Origin of the sequence: Leptolyngbya boryana PCC 6306 (assembly GCF_000353285.1) — a bacterium.
In the GTDB taxonomy this organism is placed as follows: Bacteria; Cyanobacteriota; Cyanobacteriia; order Leptolyngbyales; family Leptolyngbyaceae; genus Leptolyngbya; species Leptolyngbya boryana.
The window spans coordinates 1,570,952-1,587,120 of record NZ_KB731324.1 but is presented as its reverse complement, the minus strand read 5'-3'; the positions used below and the strand labels follow the sequence as shown (position 1 = coordinate 1,587,120).

Here is a 16,169-nt window from a genome sequence, read left to right as displayed (position 1 = left end):
CTGTCAAGATTCCCTTATCATCTGGGTGAGAGCCGATTGATGGCTCAGCCTATCAGTGTCGGAGGTGACTCGACTAAATTGATAATTTTGCTTCAAGCATGTGGCAGTTCACACAATGAGATCACAAGCTATTCTTAAGCAAGCTTGATTGTATACAGTATTCTGAAATTCTGTAACAATCAAGGTACGGGATAATCATTTCGCGAGGAAGTTCGGTATGGATGGGCTAAAGGTGGTGATTATCGGGGCGGGAATCGGTGGGCTGACTGCCGCGATCGCGCTTTCGCAGTCAGGTCACACCGTCGAAGTGTACGAGCGGGCACAAGAACTGCGTCCCCGTGGAGCAGGCATCTCACTCTGGTCGAATGGGGTGAAAGTCCTGAACCGATTTGGCATGGGGAAAGACATTGCCGAAATTGGCGGGCAAATGGATTTTATGCAGTACCTCAGCACTTCGGGAGAGGTACTGAATCATGTTAATTTGCATCCTTTGATTGAAGAGGTTGGGCAGCGTCCTTATCCGGTCGCCAGAGCCGATTTACAGGCAATGCTGTTAAAGAAATTTCCGGGAACTGTGAATTTGGGATATCGCTGTCTCTCAGTTGAGGAACATGGAGAGCAAGTGACGGCGCAGTTTGAGAATGGGCATAAAGCGACCGGAGATTTGTTGATTGCGGCAGATGGCGTGCGATCGAGCTTGCGGCAATATGTTCTCGATCGAGAAGTGCATCCAACTTATCGCGACTATGTGAATTGGAATGGATTAGTCGCAGCCGACGAAGCGTTAACTCCGGCGAATACTTGGACAATCTATGTGGGCAATCATCAACGCGCTTCCCTGATGCCTGTGGGCGGAGATCGCTTGTATTTCTTTTTTGATGTGCCCTTACCCCTCGGAACGAGTGCGCCGCCTGAATTAATTCGCTCTGAACTAGCTGAGCATTTCAAAGGTTGGGCTGAACCCGTTCAAACGTTGATCGAGCGAATCAATCCAGAGCAGACCAATCGCTTAGAAATTTCAGATGTTGGTCCAGTCGATCGTATGGTGCGCGGACGAGTAGCTTTACTGGGTGATGCGGCTCATGCGACTTGTCCCGATTTGGGACAAGGCGGCTGTCAGGCACTCGAAGATGTCTACATGCTGAACCATTTCTTACTGACAACGAATATTAGCGTTGAGGATGCGTTGAAACGCTATGAAGCAGCGAGAGAAGATCGAACTCGCTCGATCGTCAAAAAAGCGCGCAATCGTGCAGAAGTCATTCACGGAAAAGATCCTGAAGTGACGGCTCAATGGTATGACCAACTGCGGCAAGAATCGCCCAGTGATGTCACCGATGCGATCGCAAAAACGATTCTCACAGGTCCCTTGCAATGACCTATTCACTCTCAGCGCTCAATCAAATGGAACAATCCGCCTTTACTGACGCATTGGGCGAGATTTTTGAACAGACTCCGACGATCGCGGCTCAAGCTTGGCAGCAGCGACCGTTCGAGAGTGTGGAGGATCTGCATCAAGCCATGATCTCGATCGTGCAATCGATGACCTCTGAACAACAGCTAGCTTTAATCTGTGCCCATCCAGATTTAGGCAGTAAAGCAAAAATGGCAGATGCTTCTGTGAAAGAACAGGCAGGAGTGGGATTAGATCGGCTTAGCCCTGAAGAATACGAGCGCTTTCATCAGTTAAATGAACGCTATAAAGCTCAGTTTGGTTTTCCTTTCATCGTTGCGGTGAAGAATCATACAAAGGACAGCATTCTCGAAGCGTTTGTGACGCGCTTAGAGCATTCTCAGAGTGCAGAAATGCAAACTGCGATCGCTGAAATTTCCCAGATTGCTTATTTTCGTCTTATCCAACAGGTAACCTCATGACTTTGACCCTTTTATCGATTAATTGTGCTCGTTTAAATCAAAGTATTACTGACCTTGCTAACATTGGCAGACTCGCGAATGGTGGAGTTTGTCGGCTTGCTTTTACAGATGCGGATTTACTAGCTCGTCAAACGGTTCAAGCTTGGATGGAAGCAGCAGGGATGACGACTCGGATTGATGCTGCGGGAAATGTGATTGGTCGATATGCAGGTAAGATTGCTGATGCGCCTGCTTTAGCAACGGGTTCACACATTGATACTGTTCCAGTCGGAGGTAAGTTCGATGGGTGTTTGGGTGTGTTAGCAGGCATTGAAGTGGTTCGGACATTGCAAGAGAACAAGATTCGGCTGGATCATCCGATCGAGGTAATTGTTTTTAGTGACGAAGAGCGATCGGTGATTGGTAGTAAAGCAATGTCTGGCGAAGTCCATGAAGATCCAGATTACTATGTTCGACTGGATGGTACGCCGATTCAAGACTGTTTAGCAAAAGTGGGTGGAGATTGGGAACGGATTGAAACGGCTCAACGCACTGATATTGCTGCATTTGTAGAATTGCATGTCGAGCAGGGTGGAGTGCTGGAACATGCACAGGTTCCGATTGGTGTGGTTAGCGGTGTTGTTGGACAGTATCGATTTGCGGTCAATATCAAAGGTCGCCCAAATCATGCGGGCACTACTCCAATGCACCTCCGCAAAGATGCTTTAGTTGCTGCCGCGCAGATTGTTTTACTAGTCAATCAAATTGCTTCAGAGACTCCGGGTGATCAGGTGGCGACGGTTGGCTATTTGACTGTTTCCCCGAATGCGACCAATACAGTTCCAGGAGAAGTAGATTTAAGAATTGATTTGCGAGATTTGTCGCAGTCGCATCTAGAGATGCTAGTAGAACAATTAAAATCTGGGATTGCAGCGATCGCGGATTCGACTCTAACGGAAATCGAGATGCGGCAGACGTTACACATTCTTCCGACGTTGGCAGCCCCGAAGATTATGAGCGCGATCGAGGAAATCTGCGGGGATCTCAAACTCCCAAATATCCAGCTTCCAAGCCGCGCGGGGCATGATGCTCAAGAAGTCGGACGGATGACTGATATGGGCATGATTTTTGTGCCGAGTCGGGCGGGAATCAGTCATTCGGAAGAAGAATATACTTCACCCGAAGAGTGCGCGCAGGGAACGAATGTTTTGTTACAGACTTTTTTGAAGCTCGATCGTCTGTATCGATAACCTTGGTGTTACTCATCAGAGTGAAGTGAAAAATATGCTGAAATTTTCCGTATGGTGCGTCGAGTTGGTGTAGCGTACCGAAAATTTCAGTCTAAACAATTATTGTCCTGCAAAGCCTTTGTCAGGAACGCACTTTAAAATCTTTGAATAGCTGTTAGAATATCCTGCTGATCAAGTAATTTTGTAACTAAAAAGAAATTCTGTGGATATTTCTAAGCAAAGATTTCCCGAATTGCGTGATGCATTTTCTCACGTGCCTTTCCAAATATCTATGTGCTTTAAGGACACAAAGATTGCTATTGGCACTGCTTTTTTCTATCTGTATGAAGGTAAGCCGTACTTGGTAACAAATTGGCACAACGTCACGGGAAGAGAGCCAGACACTTTGAAGTGTAAATCCAGTCAAGCAGGAATTCCAGATCGCCTACACATCAAGATTCCATACAGTACTCAACATGAATCTGGAGCTAAATTGATGCAGTGGCGGACTCAAATTATGCCATTGTACGAAGATGAAGGGGATGCACCAAGTAAGCCTGTTTGGTATGAGCATCCACGATATAGACATAAAGTAGATTTAGTTGTTATTCCCGTGAACGGCATTGAAGAAACTGAGAGCCGAGCCGCAAATGATCCGAATCTTGAGTTTGACAACATAAGACTGCGCCCAGGTTTAGATGTTTTTGTGTTGGGGTTTCCTAGAGGAATAGGTGGAGGAGCTAACTTCCCTATTTGGAAGCGTGCCAGTATTGCATCGGAACCAGATTTTGATATAGACGGCTTGCCTAAAATCTTGATTGACACAGCAACGCGCGAAGGAATGTCTGGTTCACCTGTTTATGCACAGCAGATAGGTTATTGGTTAACAGAAGGTGCTACAAACCAGAATGAAGCTGTAATAGGTGAAGGAAGAAGATTTTTAGGAATCTATTCTGGGCGACTTGGGGATGATCACTACAAAGCTCAATTAGGCATTGTTTGGAAGCCTTCTGCCATTGATGAGACCATTCAAGCTGCAACAATTGGAATATCATCTTTTCATATTTGATATTTGATATAAGTTGGTAAAAGCAGTCTAACATATGCCCTGAGGCTAACAGCAGAATCAAACCTATAATAGAGAAGCGTATTCTTTGGAGCAAGCGATATGTCACTCAGCGAACTGTTGCCGACCGTTGAGCAGTTATCTCATCAAGATAAGCTACGACTTATCCATTTTCTCCTTCTAGCAGTTGCTAAGGAAGAAGGATGCAACCTAGAACCAACAGAAGTTTCTAATTCGGAGAATATGCTGCTCCAGCAACTCGCATCTACTGAAGCCGTGGTATGGTCGCCTCAAACTGATAGTGCATCTGTCCAAGCACTGTCAGACCTTTTGGTCGCAGCAAAGGAAGCCTCCAATGCTTAGTGGACAGCGCTATTCATTTACTGAACGAAGAGACAAGCTAGGGCGAGCAGTGATCATGCCGTATATCCTCTAACCCTTACACTGGGAGATCGCTCTCTAGAAGTGACAGCATTGCTGGATACAGGTGCGAGTGTTAACGTTCTGCCCTACGAGATTGGTCTACAGCTAGGGGCAGTCTGGGAAAATCAAACGGTATCCATTCCATTAAGTGGAAATTTAGCGCGGAGTGATTCACGCGGTATAGTCGTGTTAGGCACGATCGCACGGTTCCCTCCTGTCCTGCTTGGATTTGCTTGGACTGAGATGAGAGATACACCTGTAAGTCTTGGGCACATGAACTTCTTCGCAGAGTTCAATGTGTGTTTTTACCGACACGAGTTGGCTTTTGAGGTTTGCCCGAAGGACGAATGAAGTTGGTAGCCACAGCCAGTAGCCTAACAACACAGTGGATCGGACGGTACAGAGTCTTCGCGCTTCGTTCCAGTTCTCACGCCGCTGCTAACTTTAGCCGTTATCCTGCAAGCCTTCGGTGGAGGGATCTTAAAGCTTGAAGTCTCCTACCAAAAGCGATCGCGATCGAAACAACTGCTAGAAATTGCTAAAACAGGAGTAGAACGAGCGATCGAAACCGATGAAGCGACAAGCAGCTAGAAGCCTTGGAGGTATAGCTGACATGAAGATTAGGGCGATCGATAATAAGGAATAGTTAAGTGTAGGGATAACTGTAGTGGGAAAGATGGATTCAGAAATTGAAACCCAAATTCGTGAGTGTGAAGCGCGGCTTTACACCGCAATGTTAGCCTCCAATGTATCTGAGCTAGATATGCTCATCGCCGATGATCTGCTTTTCGCTGGACCAACTGGTGAACTGGTCACTAAAGCTATGGATTTAGACTTGCACCGTACTGGTGGTACTCAGTTTCACGAACTCGTGCCTAAAGAGCTAGCAATACGGGTTTGCAGCGAACACTTCGTTCTTGCGTCAGCTAAAATTTTCTTGAGCGGCACGTATTTAGGAAATGCCTTTGCAGGTGATTACCGCTACATGAGAGTTTGGCATAAAGGAACAAGTGGCTGGAAAATCGTTGGTGGTAGCGTTATTGCGATCGTCTGAAGTTCTAAACTTGCTCAAGCTTGCATCGTGGCAAATAGCAATACTTTGAAGTAATCGGTTCGTTGCTGAGAATTGACTTGCAGCAATGATTTAGAGTTGATACGGAATAATACTTGAGGGCTACTGGAGTTGTTCATTGGCAACATCTCAAAATCATCGAGCTTGCCAAACAAATTGCATCAGGTCATAAGACATCAACAGCGATCGCAAAAGCACGCTTTAAGAATGAGATTGCATAACCTCTCTAGACTTAAAATTTAAACCTATACAAAGCGACCTAAATCAGAGTTGCTTCTATTCACAATTGAACTTTTTTCATTGCCACAAGGTATCGATGAATCTTGCCAGAAGTTTTTCTCGATCGACAAAACTAGCTTTATCGCTTGCTGTCATCCGTGCAATCATTTCCCACTTGCCAACTGCACCCTCTACTTAGAACATCAACCAAAACCATGCCCAAACGTGAACCTTCAGAAATCCAGACCCCCTTACCACGATCGTCGCAGTGGTCTTACTGGGTATTTGTCCCGCTCTGCGCGCTTGCATACACTTTGTTTTGCTTTGCGTTTATTATGGCTGCTTGGGGCTGGCGCGGTGCACCAAAGCCGTGGTGGTATGCAGTAGCCCATGTGCTGACAATACCGGGCGTGTGGTTCCCCCCTTACATCGGCGCTCCATTGTGGGGTGGAATTATGGGTTTCGGACTCATCCGACTGACCCGGCGGATTCGGAGCCGTCGTCCTCCTATTCCACCGCGCTTATGAACCCAACACCTGCCATCCTCTGCACCGATCGGATTGCACGCTTATGCTTCGTTGCGCTTTGTCTATTAGCCTGTGATGCTGAATATGGAGTTTCCTACTTTCCCTGCCAAAAATAGCGCCTAGAATGTTGTTGGTGAGGGCAATGGCGATCGAGATCGAAACAACTACTAGAAATTGCTAAAACAGGAGTAAAACAAGCGATCGCAACCGATGAAGCGACAGCAATAATTTGGATGAATGAGCAGTTAGAAGCCTTGAACATCAAATACACCTAGAGGATCTGCACCATGAATATTGCCAAACTTAGCACCGATGGCACCCATCAAATTGTCATACTCCCCGAAGACTGCAAAATGACGGGTACGGAGGTCTACATTAAAAAAGTTGGAAGTGCGATCGTTCTAATTGCCAAAGATCATCCTTGGCAATCGCTCTTCGATAGCTTAGAGCAATTCTCTGAAGACTTCATGACCACGAGAGAGCAGCCCCCTCTCGACGTTCGTGAGGCTTTCTAAATGCAATATCTGTTGGACACGAACATCTGCATCTATTTGATTAAGCAAAGACCTCCAAAGGTATTGGAGCGATTTTCAAATCTTGCTTTGTCAGATATCGGCATATCCTCTATCACTGTGGCGGAACTAGAATATGGCGTTTGCAAAAGCCAGCAACGAGAGAAAAACCGTAATGCTTTGATGCAATTTTTAATCCCGCTAGAAATCGTTGCGTTTGATCAAGCGGCTGCGACCCTCTATGGCGCAATCAGAAGCGATCTAGAAAGTAGAGGACTGGTTATCGGAGCAATGGACATGCTGATTGCTGCCCACGCATTGAGCCTTAGCGTTACGTTAGTCAGCAACAATGTGCGAGAGTTTTCACGCATTGCCAATCTATCTCTGCAAAACTGGGCAGAATGAATCGCGACAAAGGGAGTAAATCTGACATGAGCATTGCAGCGATCGAATTACCAATGGAGAACATTGCTGAGTTTTGTCACAAATGGCAAGTGACAGAATTCGCTCTATTTGGCTCTATCCTGCGCGATGACTTTCGCCCCGACAGCGACATTGATGTAATGGTGCAATTTCACCTTACTAATTCAAAAATTCTATGCAAGGCGGGAAGTCGTTCTAGGGATCTCAGTTTCCCGCTAGGATGATAGAAACCTCACCGATCCAAGTTGATGACCGAATTTGTGAACCCACTCTTAGCACTCGACTACGAGCCTGCGTTTGAGCGCTTAGGAGATGATTTTTCCGATCGCGTTTCCGCCGCGTCTTTTCCGCAACATATTCTGAGATTTCGCAACGACGATATCTTGGCACAGTTGGGCTTAGATGCCGTAACGGATGAGCATTTCATCGAAGCGTTTGGCAAATTTCAGGGGCGCGATCCCCTCCTGGCGATGCGCTATCACGGGTATCAGTTTGGAACTTATAATCCAGCCTTGGGCGATGGTCGCGGTTTTCTCTATGGGCAAGTTCGTGCGAATGATGGTGAATTGTATGACTTTGGTACAAAAGGCTCTGGGACAACGCCTTATTCGCGTGGGGGCGATGGTCGATTGACGCTCAAGGGTGGCGTGCGAGAAGTTTTAGCAGCAGAAATGCTGCATCGATTGAAGGTGAGAACTTCGCGCTGTTTGAGCTTGATTGAAACGGGAGAAGGGCTTTGGCGAGGCGATGAACCTTCGCCCACTCGATCGTCGGTAATGATTCGCTTTAGTCGATCGCATATTCGCTTCGGAACATTTGAACGACTGGATGCACTGAATCGCAAAGATTTGATTGCGATTTTGCTCGATCATGTGATTGAAATTTACTATCCGCATTTGATCAATGAGCGCGATCGCTATGCTTTGTTTTATGCAGAATTAGTTGAAAAAGTTGCTGATCTCGTCGCGCAATGGATGGCGGCAGGCTTCTGTCACGCCGTTTTGAATACCGATAATATGTCGATTACTGGAGAAAGCTTTGATTATGGTCCTTATGCTTTCATTCCAGCGTATCAGCCGGGATTTACTGCGGCTTATTTTGATTACTACGGGCGCTATGCCTATGCAAGCCAGCCTGAAATTTGCTACTGGAACTTGGAAATGCTGCAAGCTCCATTAAAGCGAGTGATTTCGGCTGAAGATCTGAAATCTGGATTGTCGAAATTTGTCGATCGCTATGAGTCATCTTATCGGCAGAGAATGCTGTATCGATTGGGATTTGATCAGCTAGAGCAATCGATCGCAGCGAATTTAGTCTATCGAACCGTGCAATTTCTGCAAGCGTCTCAAATCGACTATCACGATTTCTTTGCTCAGATTACGCAACAGTTCGATCGCAGTTGGAGCGAGGATGCAGGCAATATTTTCTCTCAACGTGAGACTTCTAACACGGAGTTAGCAACCCTATTTGAAAACTGGCGACAGAGTTATTGCCAGGCTTTAAATACCTTGAGCCATCCTGAGCTTGAAGCAGTTCCGGCGCGGTTGAAAGCTTACAATCCTGACTTTGGTTTAGTTCGATCGGAGATTGAAGCGGTTTGGAATCCGATTGCAGATGACGACAACTGGCAACCGTTTTATGATTTACTCACTCGAATTCGCCATTGAAAGTCTATGCTGCAAACACCAGTTCTTTTAACGTCCCGCTTAATTGTTCGGATGCTTCAGCAGAATGACACAACTGCGATCGTCAATTACTATACTGAGAATCGAGATTTTCTAGAGCCATTTGAACCCTTTCGTCCTAAAAATTTCTACACGCGTGATTTTTGGGCACAGCAGATCGAAAAAAGCCTGATCGAATTTGGCTATGATCGATCGCTCAGGCTCTTTCTGTTTAAGAAAGATGATCCTAAAAAAGTTATTGGTGCTGTCAATTTCACGAACATTACTCAAGGCATTAGCTATTCGTGTAGTTTGGGCTATAGCCTCGCTGAGAATGAACAACGCAATGGCTATATGAGTGAGGCATTAGAAACAGCGATTCGCTATGTTTTTAATGACTTGAATATGCACCGAATTACTGCCAACTATATGCCCCACAATCGCCGCAGTGCAGGCGTTTTAAGACGATTAGGTTTTACGATCGAAGGATATTCCAGAGATTACCTGCTCATCAATGGCAAATGGGAAGATCATATTCGCACAAGCTTAATTAATCCAAATTGGAGAGTGGGATGAGTGACACCATTGCGGCGATCGCGACTGCAATTGTTCCAGAACAAGGCAGTGTTGGCATTGTCAGATTGTCTGGATCGGAATCAGTTGCGATCGCAAAAAAACTCTTCCATGCACCGGGTCAGCAAGCTTGGGAAAGTCATCGAATTTTATATGGGTTCATTCGTCATCCTGAAACCGATCGCTTGATTGATGAAGCTTTACTTTTACTGATGCTTGCTCCGCGATCGTACACGCGCGAAGATGTGATCGAATTTCACTGTCACGGTGGAATTATGGCAGTCCAGCAAGTTCTGCAACTCTGCATCGAACAAGGTGCAAGACTGGCGCAACCCGGAGAATTTACACTCAGAGCGTTTTTGAATGGACGAATTGATCTGACTCAAGCGGAAAGTATTTCAGACCTAGTCGGAGCACGATCGCCGCAAGCTGCACAAACAGCACTCGCCGGATTACAAGGCAAACTCGCACATCCCATTCGTCACTTGCGCGCCACTTGTCTCGATATTTTGGCAGAAGTCGAAGCGCGAATCGATTTTGAGGATGATTTACCGCCGTTGGATGAAGATCTGATTCGATCACAGTTTGATCAAGTCTTAGCCGATGTCACTCGCATCTTAGAGACGGCCGATCGTGGAGAACTGCTGAGAACGGGGCTGAAAGTTGCGATCGTCGGTCGTCCGAATGTTGGAAAATCGAGCTTACTCAATGCCTGGAGTCGCTGCGATCGCGCAATTGTCACGGATCTTCCTGGCACAACGCGCGATGTTGTCGAATCTCAATTGGTTGTGGGTGGAATTCCGATTCAAGTTTTAGATACGGCAGGGATTCGTGAGACTGAGGATCAAGTCGAAAAAATTGGCGTTGAGCGATCGCGTTTAGCCGCTGAATCTGCGGATTTGGTTCTGTTCACGATCGATGCTCAAGCCGGATTTACCGAACTCGATCGCGAAATTTACGATCGAGTCCGCGATCGACCTTTGATTCTTGTCATTAACAAAATCGATCTGGCTGAACCAACTTCAGATTTACCTTCAGCTCTACAAATTGTGAAAACGGCTGCAGCTCAAAACCAAGGCATTGATGCGCTCGAAACTGCGATTTTAGAAACCGTTCAATCGGGACAAATTCAAGCCGCAAATATGGATTTGGCAATTAATCAACGTCAAGCCGCAGCACTGACTCGCGCCAAACTAGCATTGCAACAAGTACAAGTGACGATCTCGAATCAGTTGCCCTTAGATTTTTGGACGATCGATTTACGCAGCGCTATTCAAGCCTTGGGCGAAATCTTAGGTGAGGATGTTACAGAATCAGTGCTCGATCGAATTTTTAGCCGATTCTGCATTGGCAAATGAGCCGAATTGGCTGCGGTTTGGCTTGCGAAGTAGGGAGTGGGGAGTGGGGAGTGGGGAGAACCTAGACTCAGATTGCTCCCTATCCCTTTATCCCCCTATCAGATTGATTGTTGCCGGGTTACTACTGATAACTCGGAGCCATACCAATCGTTCCGGCATACACCGCACGATCGCCCAATTCATCCTCAATTCTCAGCAGGCGATTGTATTTCGCCACCCGCTCACTGCGACAGAGCGATCCGGTTTTAATTTGTCCTGCCCGTGTCGCGACTGCCAAATCTGCGATCGTCGTATCTTCCGTTTCACCGGAGCGATGGCTGATGATCGAGCGGAATCCATTTCTTGCGCCTAAATCGATCGCTTGCAAGGTCTCGGTCAACGATCCGATCTGATTCAATTTAATCAGAATTGAGTTGCCAGCCTTTTGCTCAATGCCTTTCTGCAAGCGCGTGATATTCGTCACGAACAAATCATCACCCACAAGCTGACACTTGCTGCCGATCTTCTCCGTCAGCAATTGCCAATGCTGCCAATCATCTTCGTGTAAACCATCTTCGATCGACACGATCGGATAGCTGCTGACCAATTGCGCTAAATAATCCACCATTTCCGTTGGTGCATGAGCCGTTCCATCGTAGGTGTATTGCCCATTTTTATAGAACTCACTCGCCGCCACATCCAGTGCCAGCGCCACTTGTTCACCCGGCTTGTATCCCGCTTTCTCGATCGCCAGAATTAATAAATCAAGCGCCGCCTGATTCGACTCTAAATTCGGCGCAAATCCGCCTTCATCGCCTACGCCTGTCAGCAAACCTTTATCATGCAACACCTTGCTGAGTGAAGCAAAAACCTCTGCACCCCATCTCAGCGCTTCTCGGAACGTTCCCGCTCCCACTGGCACAATCATGAACTCCTGAAAATCCACATTGTTGTCTGCATGTGCGCCGCCATTAATCACATTCATCAATGGCACAGGCAAAACATTCGACAGCGGACCGCCCAAATACCGATAAAGCGGCAATCCCAAGGAATCTGCGCCAGCCTTCGCCGTTGCCAACGATACGCCTAAGATCGCATTCGCGCCCAAACTTGCCTTATTCGCAGAACCATCGATCGCGATCATCGTACGATCGATCAATTCCTGATTAATCGCATCCAATCCAATCAATTTTGGAGCCAGCGTTTTTTCAACATTTTCAACGGCTTTCAGCACACCTTTTCCACCGTAGCGACTCTTATCATCGTCACGGAGTTCATGCGCTTCAAAACTTCCCGTCGATGCACCGCTTGGAACTTGTGCAATTCCATAGGCACCATTGGCAAGGGTAACTTCAGCTTCGATCGTCGGGCGACCGCGAGAATCAAGAATCTCACGAGCGCGGATGGATTCAATTGCAGTGTCTCGTGCATCAATCATTGGGATCAACCTTTATAAAGAGGGAGCAGAAAATAGGCAAATCGATTTTTGCCTTTGCTTAGAATACAGGCTATGGCGATAGGCTTGATAGTCTTGAATGTTTAAGTCTATGGCTTACGTAAAAGTCGGGAGAACAGGCACAGTCCAAAGTCCCGTCTCACCTGTTGCGATCGCGTCATCCAATCGTCAAATTTTCCTGACTGCGCCAGAGAATTTTCATCCTGATTCTCTATTGTGTTTGCAGATCTAAAGAGCCGGATTGCGTAGCGTAGAATCAGATAACGCTCGGAGATCTTCAATCTTATTTTCCTATGCAAACGTCTCGTGAATCGCTCCGCAAGTTTCCCCAACCGCTCGATCGAGTCGCGATCGCACTGATGCTCGCCACTGCCTTTTTGATCGGAATTCTGCTGCTGAGCGGAGATCGCAGTGCACCCAGAGTACGTGATTTTAATTGGCAAGGAAAACAAATTGGGGCAGACGATCGCGCCTTCCTGCTCACCTTTAGTCGCCCGATGGATCATGCCAGCGTTGAGAAAAATCTCCGCATCCAGCCCGAATTAAAAGGCAAAGTCAGTTGGGCAGGACGACGCATGGCGTACACTTTCGATCAACCTGCTCCTTACGGAGCCGAATTCACAATTTCACTCGAAAGTGCCCGCGATCGCTTTAGTAAAGAAGGCTCAAGCAATGGCATTCTCCAACCCTTTCGCGAGACCTTTAAGAGCCGCGATCGCAGTTTTGCGTTTATCGGCGCAGAAGGCAATGAAACTGGGCGGCTGATTCTCTACAACATGACTCAGCAAGATAAAAAAGTCCTCACGCCGGAAAACCTGACTGTGATGGATTTCAAAGCGTATCCCGGCAATGACAAAATTCTATTTAGCGCGATCGAACGCACGAATCCACCGCAATCTCTTGCCGAACAGAAACTCTACACCGTGACAACGGGGATTCACATCAATGATCCGGTGCAGTTAGGCAGTGCCTCCACCTCCACCGCATCCGCTTCTCCCACTCAAGTCGGACAAATCACCGAGGTTCTAGACAATCGAGACTATCAAAACCTGAAATTCGATCTTTCGCGAGATGGCAGTGTAATTGTCATTCAGCGCTTGAGCCGTCGCGATCCCAATGATGCAGGCGCGTGGATTTTGCGAGAAGGGCAACCTGCACAACCGATCGATAATCGCCAAACTGGAGGCGACTTTCTGATCACACCCGATGGAGGATCGCTCGCGGTTGCTCAAGGACAAGGATTGGCAATTTTGCCCCTCAAACCCCAATCTGAACAATCTCAAGCCAATCCGCTCGATTTTCTGCCCAAATTTGGAACCGTGCTCAGCTTTTCGCAGGACGGAAGCGCTGCTGCTATGGTGAAATTCAACACCGACTACACGCGATCGATGTTCCTCGTTTCCCAAGGGGTGCAAAAAGAAATTCTCAAAATTCCGGGATCGATTATCAGTGCCGAATTTGATGCGAACAATCAATTTTTGTACTGTTTGCTGACCAATCTTCTTCCAGGCACAACCTTTCAAGAACAACCGTTCTTAGCCGCGATCGACTTGAAAGCAGCGCGAGAAGGCAAACCGATGGAGCAGACCTTACGCCCGCTGGTCTTACTGCCGAATCAGCGCGAAACTACAGTTGATTTAGCGCCAGACGGCAAAGCCTTAATTTTTGATCAAACGCAAGCAGACGATCGTGCCAAAGCTGAAGGCGGACAAGCAGTCGCCAACAGTAGACTCTGGCTCCTGCCGCTCAAAGACGATCTAACGGCTAAAACGCAGCCAGAAGAATTACCATTTGCTGGACTGCACCCGCGATGGTTGCCGTAGTTTGAGCTAAGTTAGTAAAGCAGATATTTCTCAATAAGCGCCCTTACATGAACATTCTGAGCAATCTTCTTCCGCAACCCTCGAAAAAACAGCGTCGGGGCATCGAACTCAAATCTCCTGAAGAAATCGCAATCATGCGCCAATCTGGGCGCATCGTTGCCACCGTGCTGAAAGAGATCTCAGAAATGGTTCAGCCAGGAATGACCACTTGGGATTTAGATGCTCATGCAGAAAAACGCATCCGCGAAATGGGGGCGACTCCAAGCTTTAAGGGATATCACGGGTTCCCGGCTTCGATTTGTTCCAGCATCAATCACGAAGTCGTTCACGGCATTCCCAATAAAAAGAAAGTGATTCACAAGGGAGATGTGCTGAAAGTCGATACAGGCGCATTCTTTGAAGGATTCCACGGCGATTCTTGCATTACGATCGCCGTTGGCGACGTTCCCCCAGATGCCGCTAAATTAATCCATGTGGCTGAGCAGGCGTTATACAAAGGCATTGAAAAAGTGCGCGCCGGGGCATTTTTGCTCGAACTCGCGGGCGCAATCCAGGATTATGTGGAAGAAAATGGCTTCAAAATCGTGGAAGACTTCACAGGACACGGCGTTGGGCGGAATCTGCACGAAGAACCGTCGGTGTTCAATTTCAGAACCTATCAAATGCCGAATGTGAAGCTGAGAGCAGGCATGACATTAGCGATCGAGCCAATTGTCAACGCAGGCTCCAAAAATACGAGAATTCTGCCCGATCGCTGGACAGCGGTGACGGTAGATCGTTCTCTGTCTGCACAATTCGAGCATACGGTTTTAGTCACAGAAACCGGATACGAAATCTTAACCGATCGCAATTTGGTCTAATCTCATGCGCGTTATTGGGCTAATGAGTGGTACGTCCGTCGATGGAATTGATGCGGCGCTTGTTGATATTTCTGGCTCGACCGAGGATCTGCAAGCGACGTTAATCGCAGGCGCAACCTATCCCTATCCAGCAGACCTGCGCGATCGCATTCTCGCAGTCTGCGGAGGTGCGCCGTTGTCGCTGGCGGAACTTGCAGAACTCGACGACGCGATCGCGACTCAATTTGCCCAAGCCGCGCTGAAAATTCAAGCTAATCAAGCTCCGGCTGTGCTGATTGGCTCACATGGTCAAACGGTCTTTCATCGTCCGCCAAATGCTCAACTCGGATACAGTTTGCAGATCGGCAGAGGGGAGGTGATCGCCTATCAGACCAAAATTGCGACGGTGAGTAACTTTCGGGCGGCGGATATCGCGATCGGGGGTCAGGGCGCGCCGCTAGTTCCGCCGATTGATGCTGCATTGTTAAGACACCCAATCGAGCATCGCTGTGTGCAAAATATTGGCGGCATTGGCAATGTCACTTATCTGCCGCCGCTCAAAGCTGACCTGCCGATTCGAGGATGGGATACGGGGGCTGGCAATATGTTGATCGATTTAGCAGTTCAACGATTTTCCGAGCAAACGTATGATCGCGATGGAGCTTGGGCTGCCCGTGGCACTCCAAATCTAGAACTTGTCGATCGCTGGTTACAACAAGACTTTTTCCAACAACCGCCGCCCAAATCTACGGGGCGCGAACACTTTGGTGCAGCTTATCTCGATGCGTGTCTTGCAGACGCGTCTGGCTTAACTCAAGCCGACATCCTAGCAACCCTCACCGAATTTACCGCTGCCTCGATTGCCCAGAGCTATCAGAGATTTTTGCCGCAATTGCCCGATCGAGTACTCGTCTGCGGTGGAGGCAGTCGCAACACTTACTTAAAGCAGCGGCTGCAATTTTTACTGCCTGACAGCATCATTTGCACGACCGACGACCTGGGATTAAATGCCGACTTTAAAGAAGCGATCGCCTTCGCTGTGCTTGCCTATTGGCGATATCACGAGATCCCTGGTAATCTCCCGGAGGTCACAGGCGCACCAAAATCTGTTCTTCTAGGGGAAATTCACCACGTAGTATAGAAAGCGGCGTG

The 16,169-nt window shown here is 47.6% G+C and carries 19 protein-coding genes; 18 read left to right on the top strand and 1 reads right to left on the bottom strand.

Features of this window, described 5'->3' with window-relative positions; all coding sequences use genetic code 11:
* The first annotated feature begins 217 nt into the window (after positions 1 to 217).
* The 14 genes from hpxO to mnmE all read left to right on the top strand — a co-directional run bounded on the left by hpxO (position 218) and on the right by mnmE (position 10,920).
* A complete protein-coding gene (gene hpxO, locus LEPBO_RS0107860) occupies positions 218 to 1,378 on the top strand; it encodes an FAD-dependent urate hydroxylase HpxO (protein WP_017287003.1) in 1,161 nt (386 codons plus the stop codon).
* Positions 1,375 to 1,875: a 2-oxo-4-hydroxy-4-carboxy-5-ureidoimidazoline decarboxylase gene (gene uraD / locus LEPBO_RS0107855; protein WP_017287002.1), complete on the top strand. Its 501-nt coding sequence runs from the start codon at positions 1,375 to 1,377 to the stop codon at positions 1,873 to 1,875. Before hpxO ends, uraD begins: the two co-directional genes overlap by 4 nt.
* Positions 1,872 to 3,104, top strand: coding sequence for a Zn-dependent hydrolase (locus tag LEPBO_RS0107850; RefSeq protein ID WP_017287001.1), 1,233 nt, complete (start codon positions 1,872 to 1,874; stop codon positions 3,102 to 3,104). The genes uraD and LEPBO_RS0107850 overlap by 4 nt, the downstream gene beginning before the upstream one ends.
* A 202-nt stretch (positions 3,105 to 3,306) precedes the next feature.
* The gene (locus LEPBO_RS0107845; protein ID WP_017287000.1) at positions 3,307 to 4,152 is read left to right on the top strand and encodes a trypsin-like peptidase domain-containing protein; all 846 of its coding nucleotides are present in this window, start codon (positions 3,307 to 3,309) and stop codon (positions 4,150 to 4,152) included.
* Between the two features lie 99 nt (positions 4,153 to 4,251).
* On the top strand, positions 4,252 to 4,512 hold the full coding sequence (locus LEPBO_RS0107840; protein WP_017286999.1) for a hypothetical protein: 261 nt from the start codon (positions 4,252 to 4,254) through the stop codon (positions 4,510 to 4,512).
* A 102-nt stretch (positions 4,513 to 4,614) separates the two neighbouring features.
* Entirely contained in the window at positions 4,615 to 4,923 is a 309-nt protein-coding gene (locus LEPBO_RS0107835) for a pepsin/retropepsin-like aspartic protease family protein (RefSeq protein ID WP_017286998.1), read from the top strand.
* Positions 4,924 to 5,248: 325 nt separating this feature from the next.
* Positions 5,249 to 5,626 carry a nuclear transport factor 2 family protein gene (locus LEPBO_RS0107830; protein ID WP_017286997.1) on the top strand — a complete coding sequence of 126 codons (378 nt, stop codon included), beginning with the start codon at positions 5,249 to 5,251 and terminating at the stop codon, positions 5,624 to 5,626.
* 452 nt (positions 5,627 to 6,078) lie between these two features.
* Positions 6,079 to 6,390, top strand: a complete 312-nt coding sequence (locus LEPBO_RS42235) for a hypothetical protein (RefSeq protein ID WP_144056170.1) — start codon at positions 6,079 to 6,081, stop codon at positions 6,388 to 6,390.
* A 287-nt stretch (positions 6,391 to 6,677) separates the two neighbouring features.
* Entirely contained in the window at positions 6,678 to 6,905 is a 228-nt protein-coding gene (locus LEPBO_RS0107820) for an antitoxin (protein ID WP_017286994.1), read from the top strand.
* Positions 6,906 to 7,307, top strand: coding sequence for a type II toxin-antitoxin system tRNA(fMet)-specific endonuclease VapC (gene vapC, locus LEPBO_RS0107815; RefSeq protein ID WP_017286993.1), 402 nt, complete (start codon positions 6,906 to 6,908; stop codon positions 7,305 to 7,307). It abuts the gene before it with no gap.
* Complete coding sequence (locus tag LEPBO_RS45030; RefSeq protein WP_017286992.1) at positions 7,304 to 7,549, top strand: nucleotidyltransferase family protein; 246 nt, start codon at positions 7,304 to 7,306, stop codon at positions 7,547 to 7,549. The genes vapC and LEPBO_RS45030 overlap by 4 nt, the downstream gene beginning before the upstream one ends.
* A gap of 24 nt (positions 7,550 to 7,573) precedes the next feature.
* Positions 7,574 to 8,992, top strand: a complete 1,419-nt coding sequence (locus LEPBO_RS0107805; RefSeq protein WP_017286991.1) for a protein adenylyltransferase SelO — start codon at positions 7,574 to 7,576, stop codon at positions 8,990 to 8,992.
* 6 nt (positions 8,993 to 8,998) lie between these two features.
* On the top strand, positions 8,999 to 9,565 hold the full coding sequence (locus tag LEPBO_RS0107800) for a GNAT family N-acetyltransferase (protein WP_017286990.1): 567 nt from the start codon (positions 8,999 to 9,001) through the stop codon (positions 9,563 to 9,565).
* On the top strand, positions 9,562 to 10,920 hold the full coding sequence (gene mnmE, locus LEPBO_RS0107795) for a tRNA uridine-5-carboxymethylaminomethyl(34) synthesis GTPase MnmE (protein ID WP_017286989.1): 1,359 nt from the start codon (positions 9,562 to 9,564) through the stop codon (positions 10,918 to 10,920). Before LEPBO_RS0107800 ends, mnmE begins: the two co-directional genes overlap by 4 nt.
* Positions 10,921 to 11,041: 121 nt before the next feature.
* Here the strand turns inward: mnmE and eno are convergent, their stop codons facing one another.
* Positions 11,042 to 12,337, bottom strand: a complete 1,296-nt coding sequence (gene eno / locus LEPBO_RS0107790) for a phosphopyruvate hydratase (RefSeq protein WP_017286988.1) — start codon at positions 12,335 to 12,337, stop codon at positions 11,042 to 11,044.
* A 109-nt stretch (positions 12,338 to 12,446) separates the two neighbouring features.
* Between eno and LEPBO_RS42830 the strand changes: the two genes are divergently transcribed.
* The 4 genes from LEPBO_RS42830 to LEPBO_RS0107775 all read left to right on the top strand — a co-directional run bounded on the left by LEPBO_RS42830 (position 12,447) and on the right by LEPBO_RS0107775 (position 16,158).
* A complete protein-coding gene (locus LEPBO_RS42830; protein WP_154660824.1) occupies positions 12,447 to 12,587 on the top strand; it encodes a hypothetical protein in 141 nt (46 codons plus the stop codon).
* Positions 12,588 to 12,648: 61 nt separating this feature from the next.
* Positions 12,649 to 14,178: a hypothetical protein gene (locus tag LEPBO_RS0107785; RefSeq protein WP_017286987.1), complete on the top strand. Its 1,530-nt coding sequence runs from the start codon at positions 12,649 to 12,651 to the stop codon at positions 14,176 to 14,178.
* A gap of 47 nt (positions 14,179 to 14,225) precedes the next feature.
* Positions 14,226 to 15,038, top strand: coding sequence for a type I methionyl aminopeptidase (map, locus tag LEPBO_RS0107780; protein ID WP_017286986.1), 813 nt, complete (start codon positions 14,226 to 14,228; stop codon positions 15,036 to 15,038).
* A gap of 4 nt (positions 15,039 to 15,042) precedes the next feature.
* A complete protein-coding gene (locus tag LEPBO_RS0107775; RefSeq protein WP_036044475.1) occupies positions 15,043 to 16,158 on the top strand; it encodes an anhydro-N-acetylmuramic acid kinase in 1,116 nt (371 codons plus the stop codon).
* The last annotated feature ends 11 nt before the right edge of the window (positions 16,159 to 16,169 follow it).

Bases quoted from the DNA above. Each gene is read 5' to 3' on its own strand.
- hpxO (WP_017287003.1), top strand. From the start codon at position 218: ATGGATGGGCTAAAGGTGGTGATTATCGGGGCGGGAATCGGTGGGCTG.
- uraD (WP_017287002.1), top strand. From the start codon at position 1,375: ATGACCTATTCACTCTCAGCGCTCAATCAAATGGAACAATCCGCCTTT.
- LEPBO_RS0107850 (WP_017287001.1), top strand. From the start codon at position 1,872: ATGACTTTGACCCTTTTATCGATTAATTGTGCTCGTTTAAATCAAAGT.
- LEPBO_RS0107840 (WP_017286999.1), top strand. From the start codon at position 4,252: ATGTCACTCAGCGAACTGTTGCCGACCGTTGAGCAGTTATCTCATCAA.
- LEPBO_RS0107830 (WP_017286997.1), top strand. From the start codon at position 5,249: ATGGATTCAGAAATTGAAACCCAAATTCGTGAGTGTGAAGCGCGGCTT.
- LEPBO_RS42235 (WP_144056170.1), top strand. From the start codon at position 6,079: ATGCCCAAACGTGAACCTTCAGAAATCCAGACCCCCTTACCACGATCG.
- LEPBO_RS0107820 (WP_017286994.1), top strand. From the start codon at position 6,678: ATGAATATTGCCAAACTTAGCACCGATGGCACCCATCAAATTGTCATA.
- vapC (WP_017286993.1), top strand. From the start codon at position 6,906: ATGCAATATCTGTTGGACACGAACATCTGCATCTATTTGATTAAGCAA.
- LEPBO_RS45030 (WP_017286992.1), top strand. From the start codon at position 7,304: ATGAATCGCGACAAAGGGAGTAAATCTGACATGAGCATTGCAGCGATC.
- LEPBO_RS0107805 (WP_017286991.1), top strand. From the start codon at position 7,574: ATGACCGAATTTGTGAACCCACTCTTAGCACTCGACTACGAGCCTGCG.
- LEPBO_RS0107800 (WP_017286990.1), top strand. From the start codon at position 8,999: ATGCTGCAAACACCAGTTCTTTTAACGTCCCGCTTAATTGTTCGGATG.
- mnmE (WP_017286989.1), top strand. From the start codon at position 9,562: ATGAGTGACACCATTGCGGCGATCGCGACTGCAATTGTTCCAGAACAA.
- eno (WP_017286988.1), bottom strand. From the start codon at position 12,337: ATGATTGATGCACGAGACACTGCAATTGAATCCATCCGCGCTCGTGAG.
- LEPBO_RS42830 (WP_154660824.1), top strand. From the start codon at position 12,447: ATGGCTTACGTAAAAGTCGGGAGAACAGGCACAGTCCAAAGTCCCGTC.
- LEPBO_RS0107785 (WP_017286987.1), top strand. From the start codon at position 12,649: ATGCAAACGTCTCGTGAATCGCTCCGCAAGTTTCCCCAACCGCTCGAT.
- map (WP_017286986.1), top strand. From the start codon at position 14,226: ATGAACATTCTGAGCAATCTTCTTCCGCAACCCTCGAAAAAACAGCGT.
- LEPBO_RS0107775 (WP_036044475.1), top strand. From the start codon at position 15,043: ATGCGCGTTATTGGGCTAATGAGTGGTACGTCCGTCGATGGAATTGAT.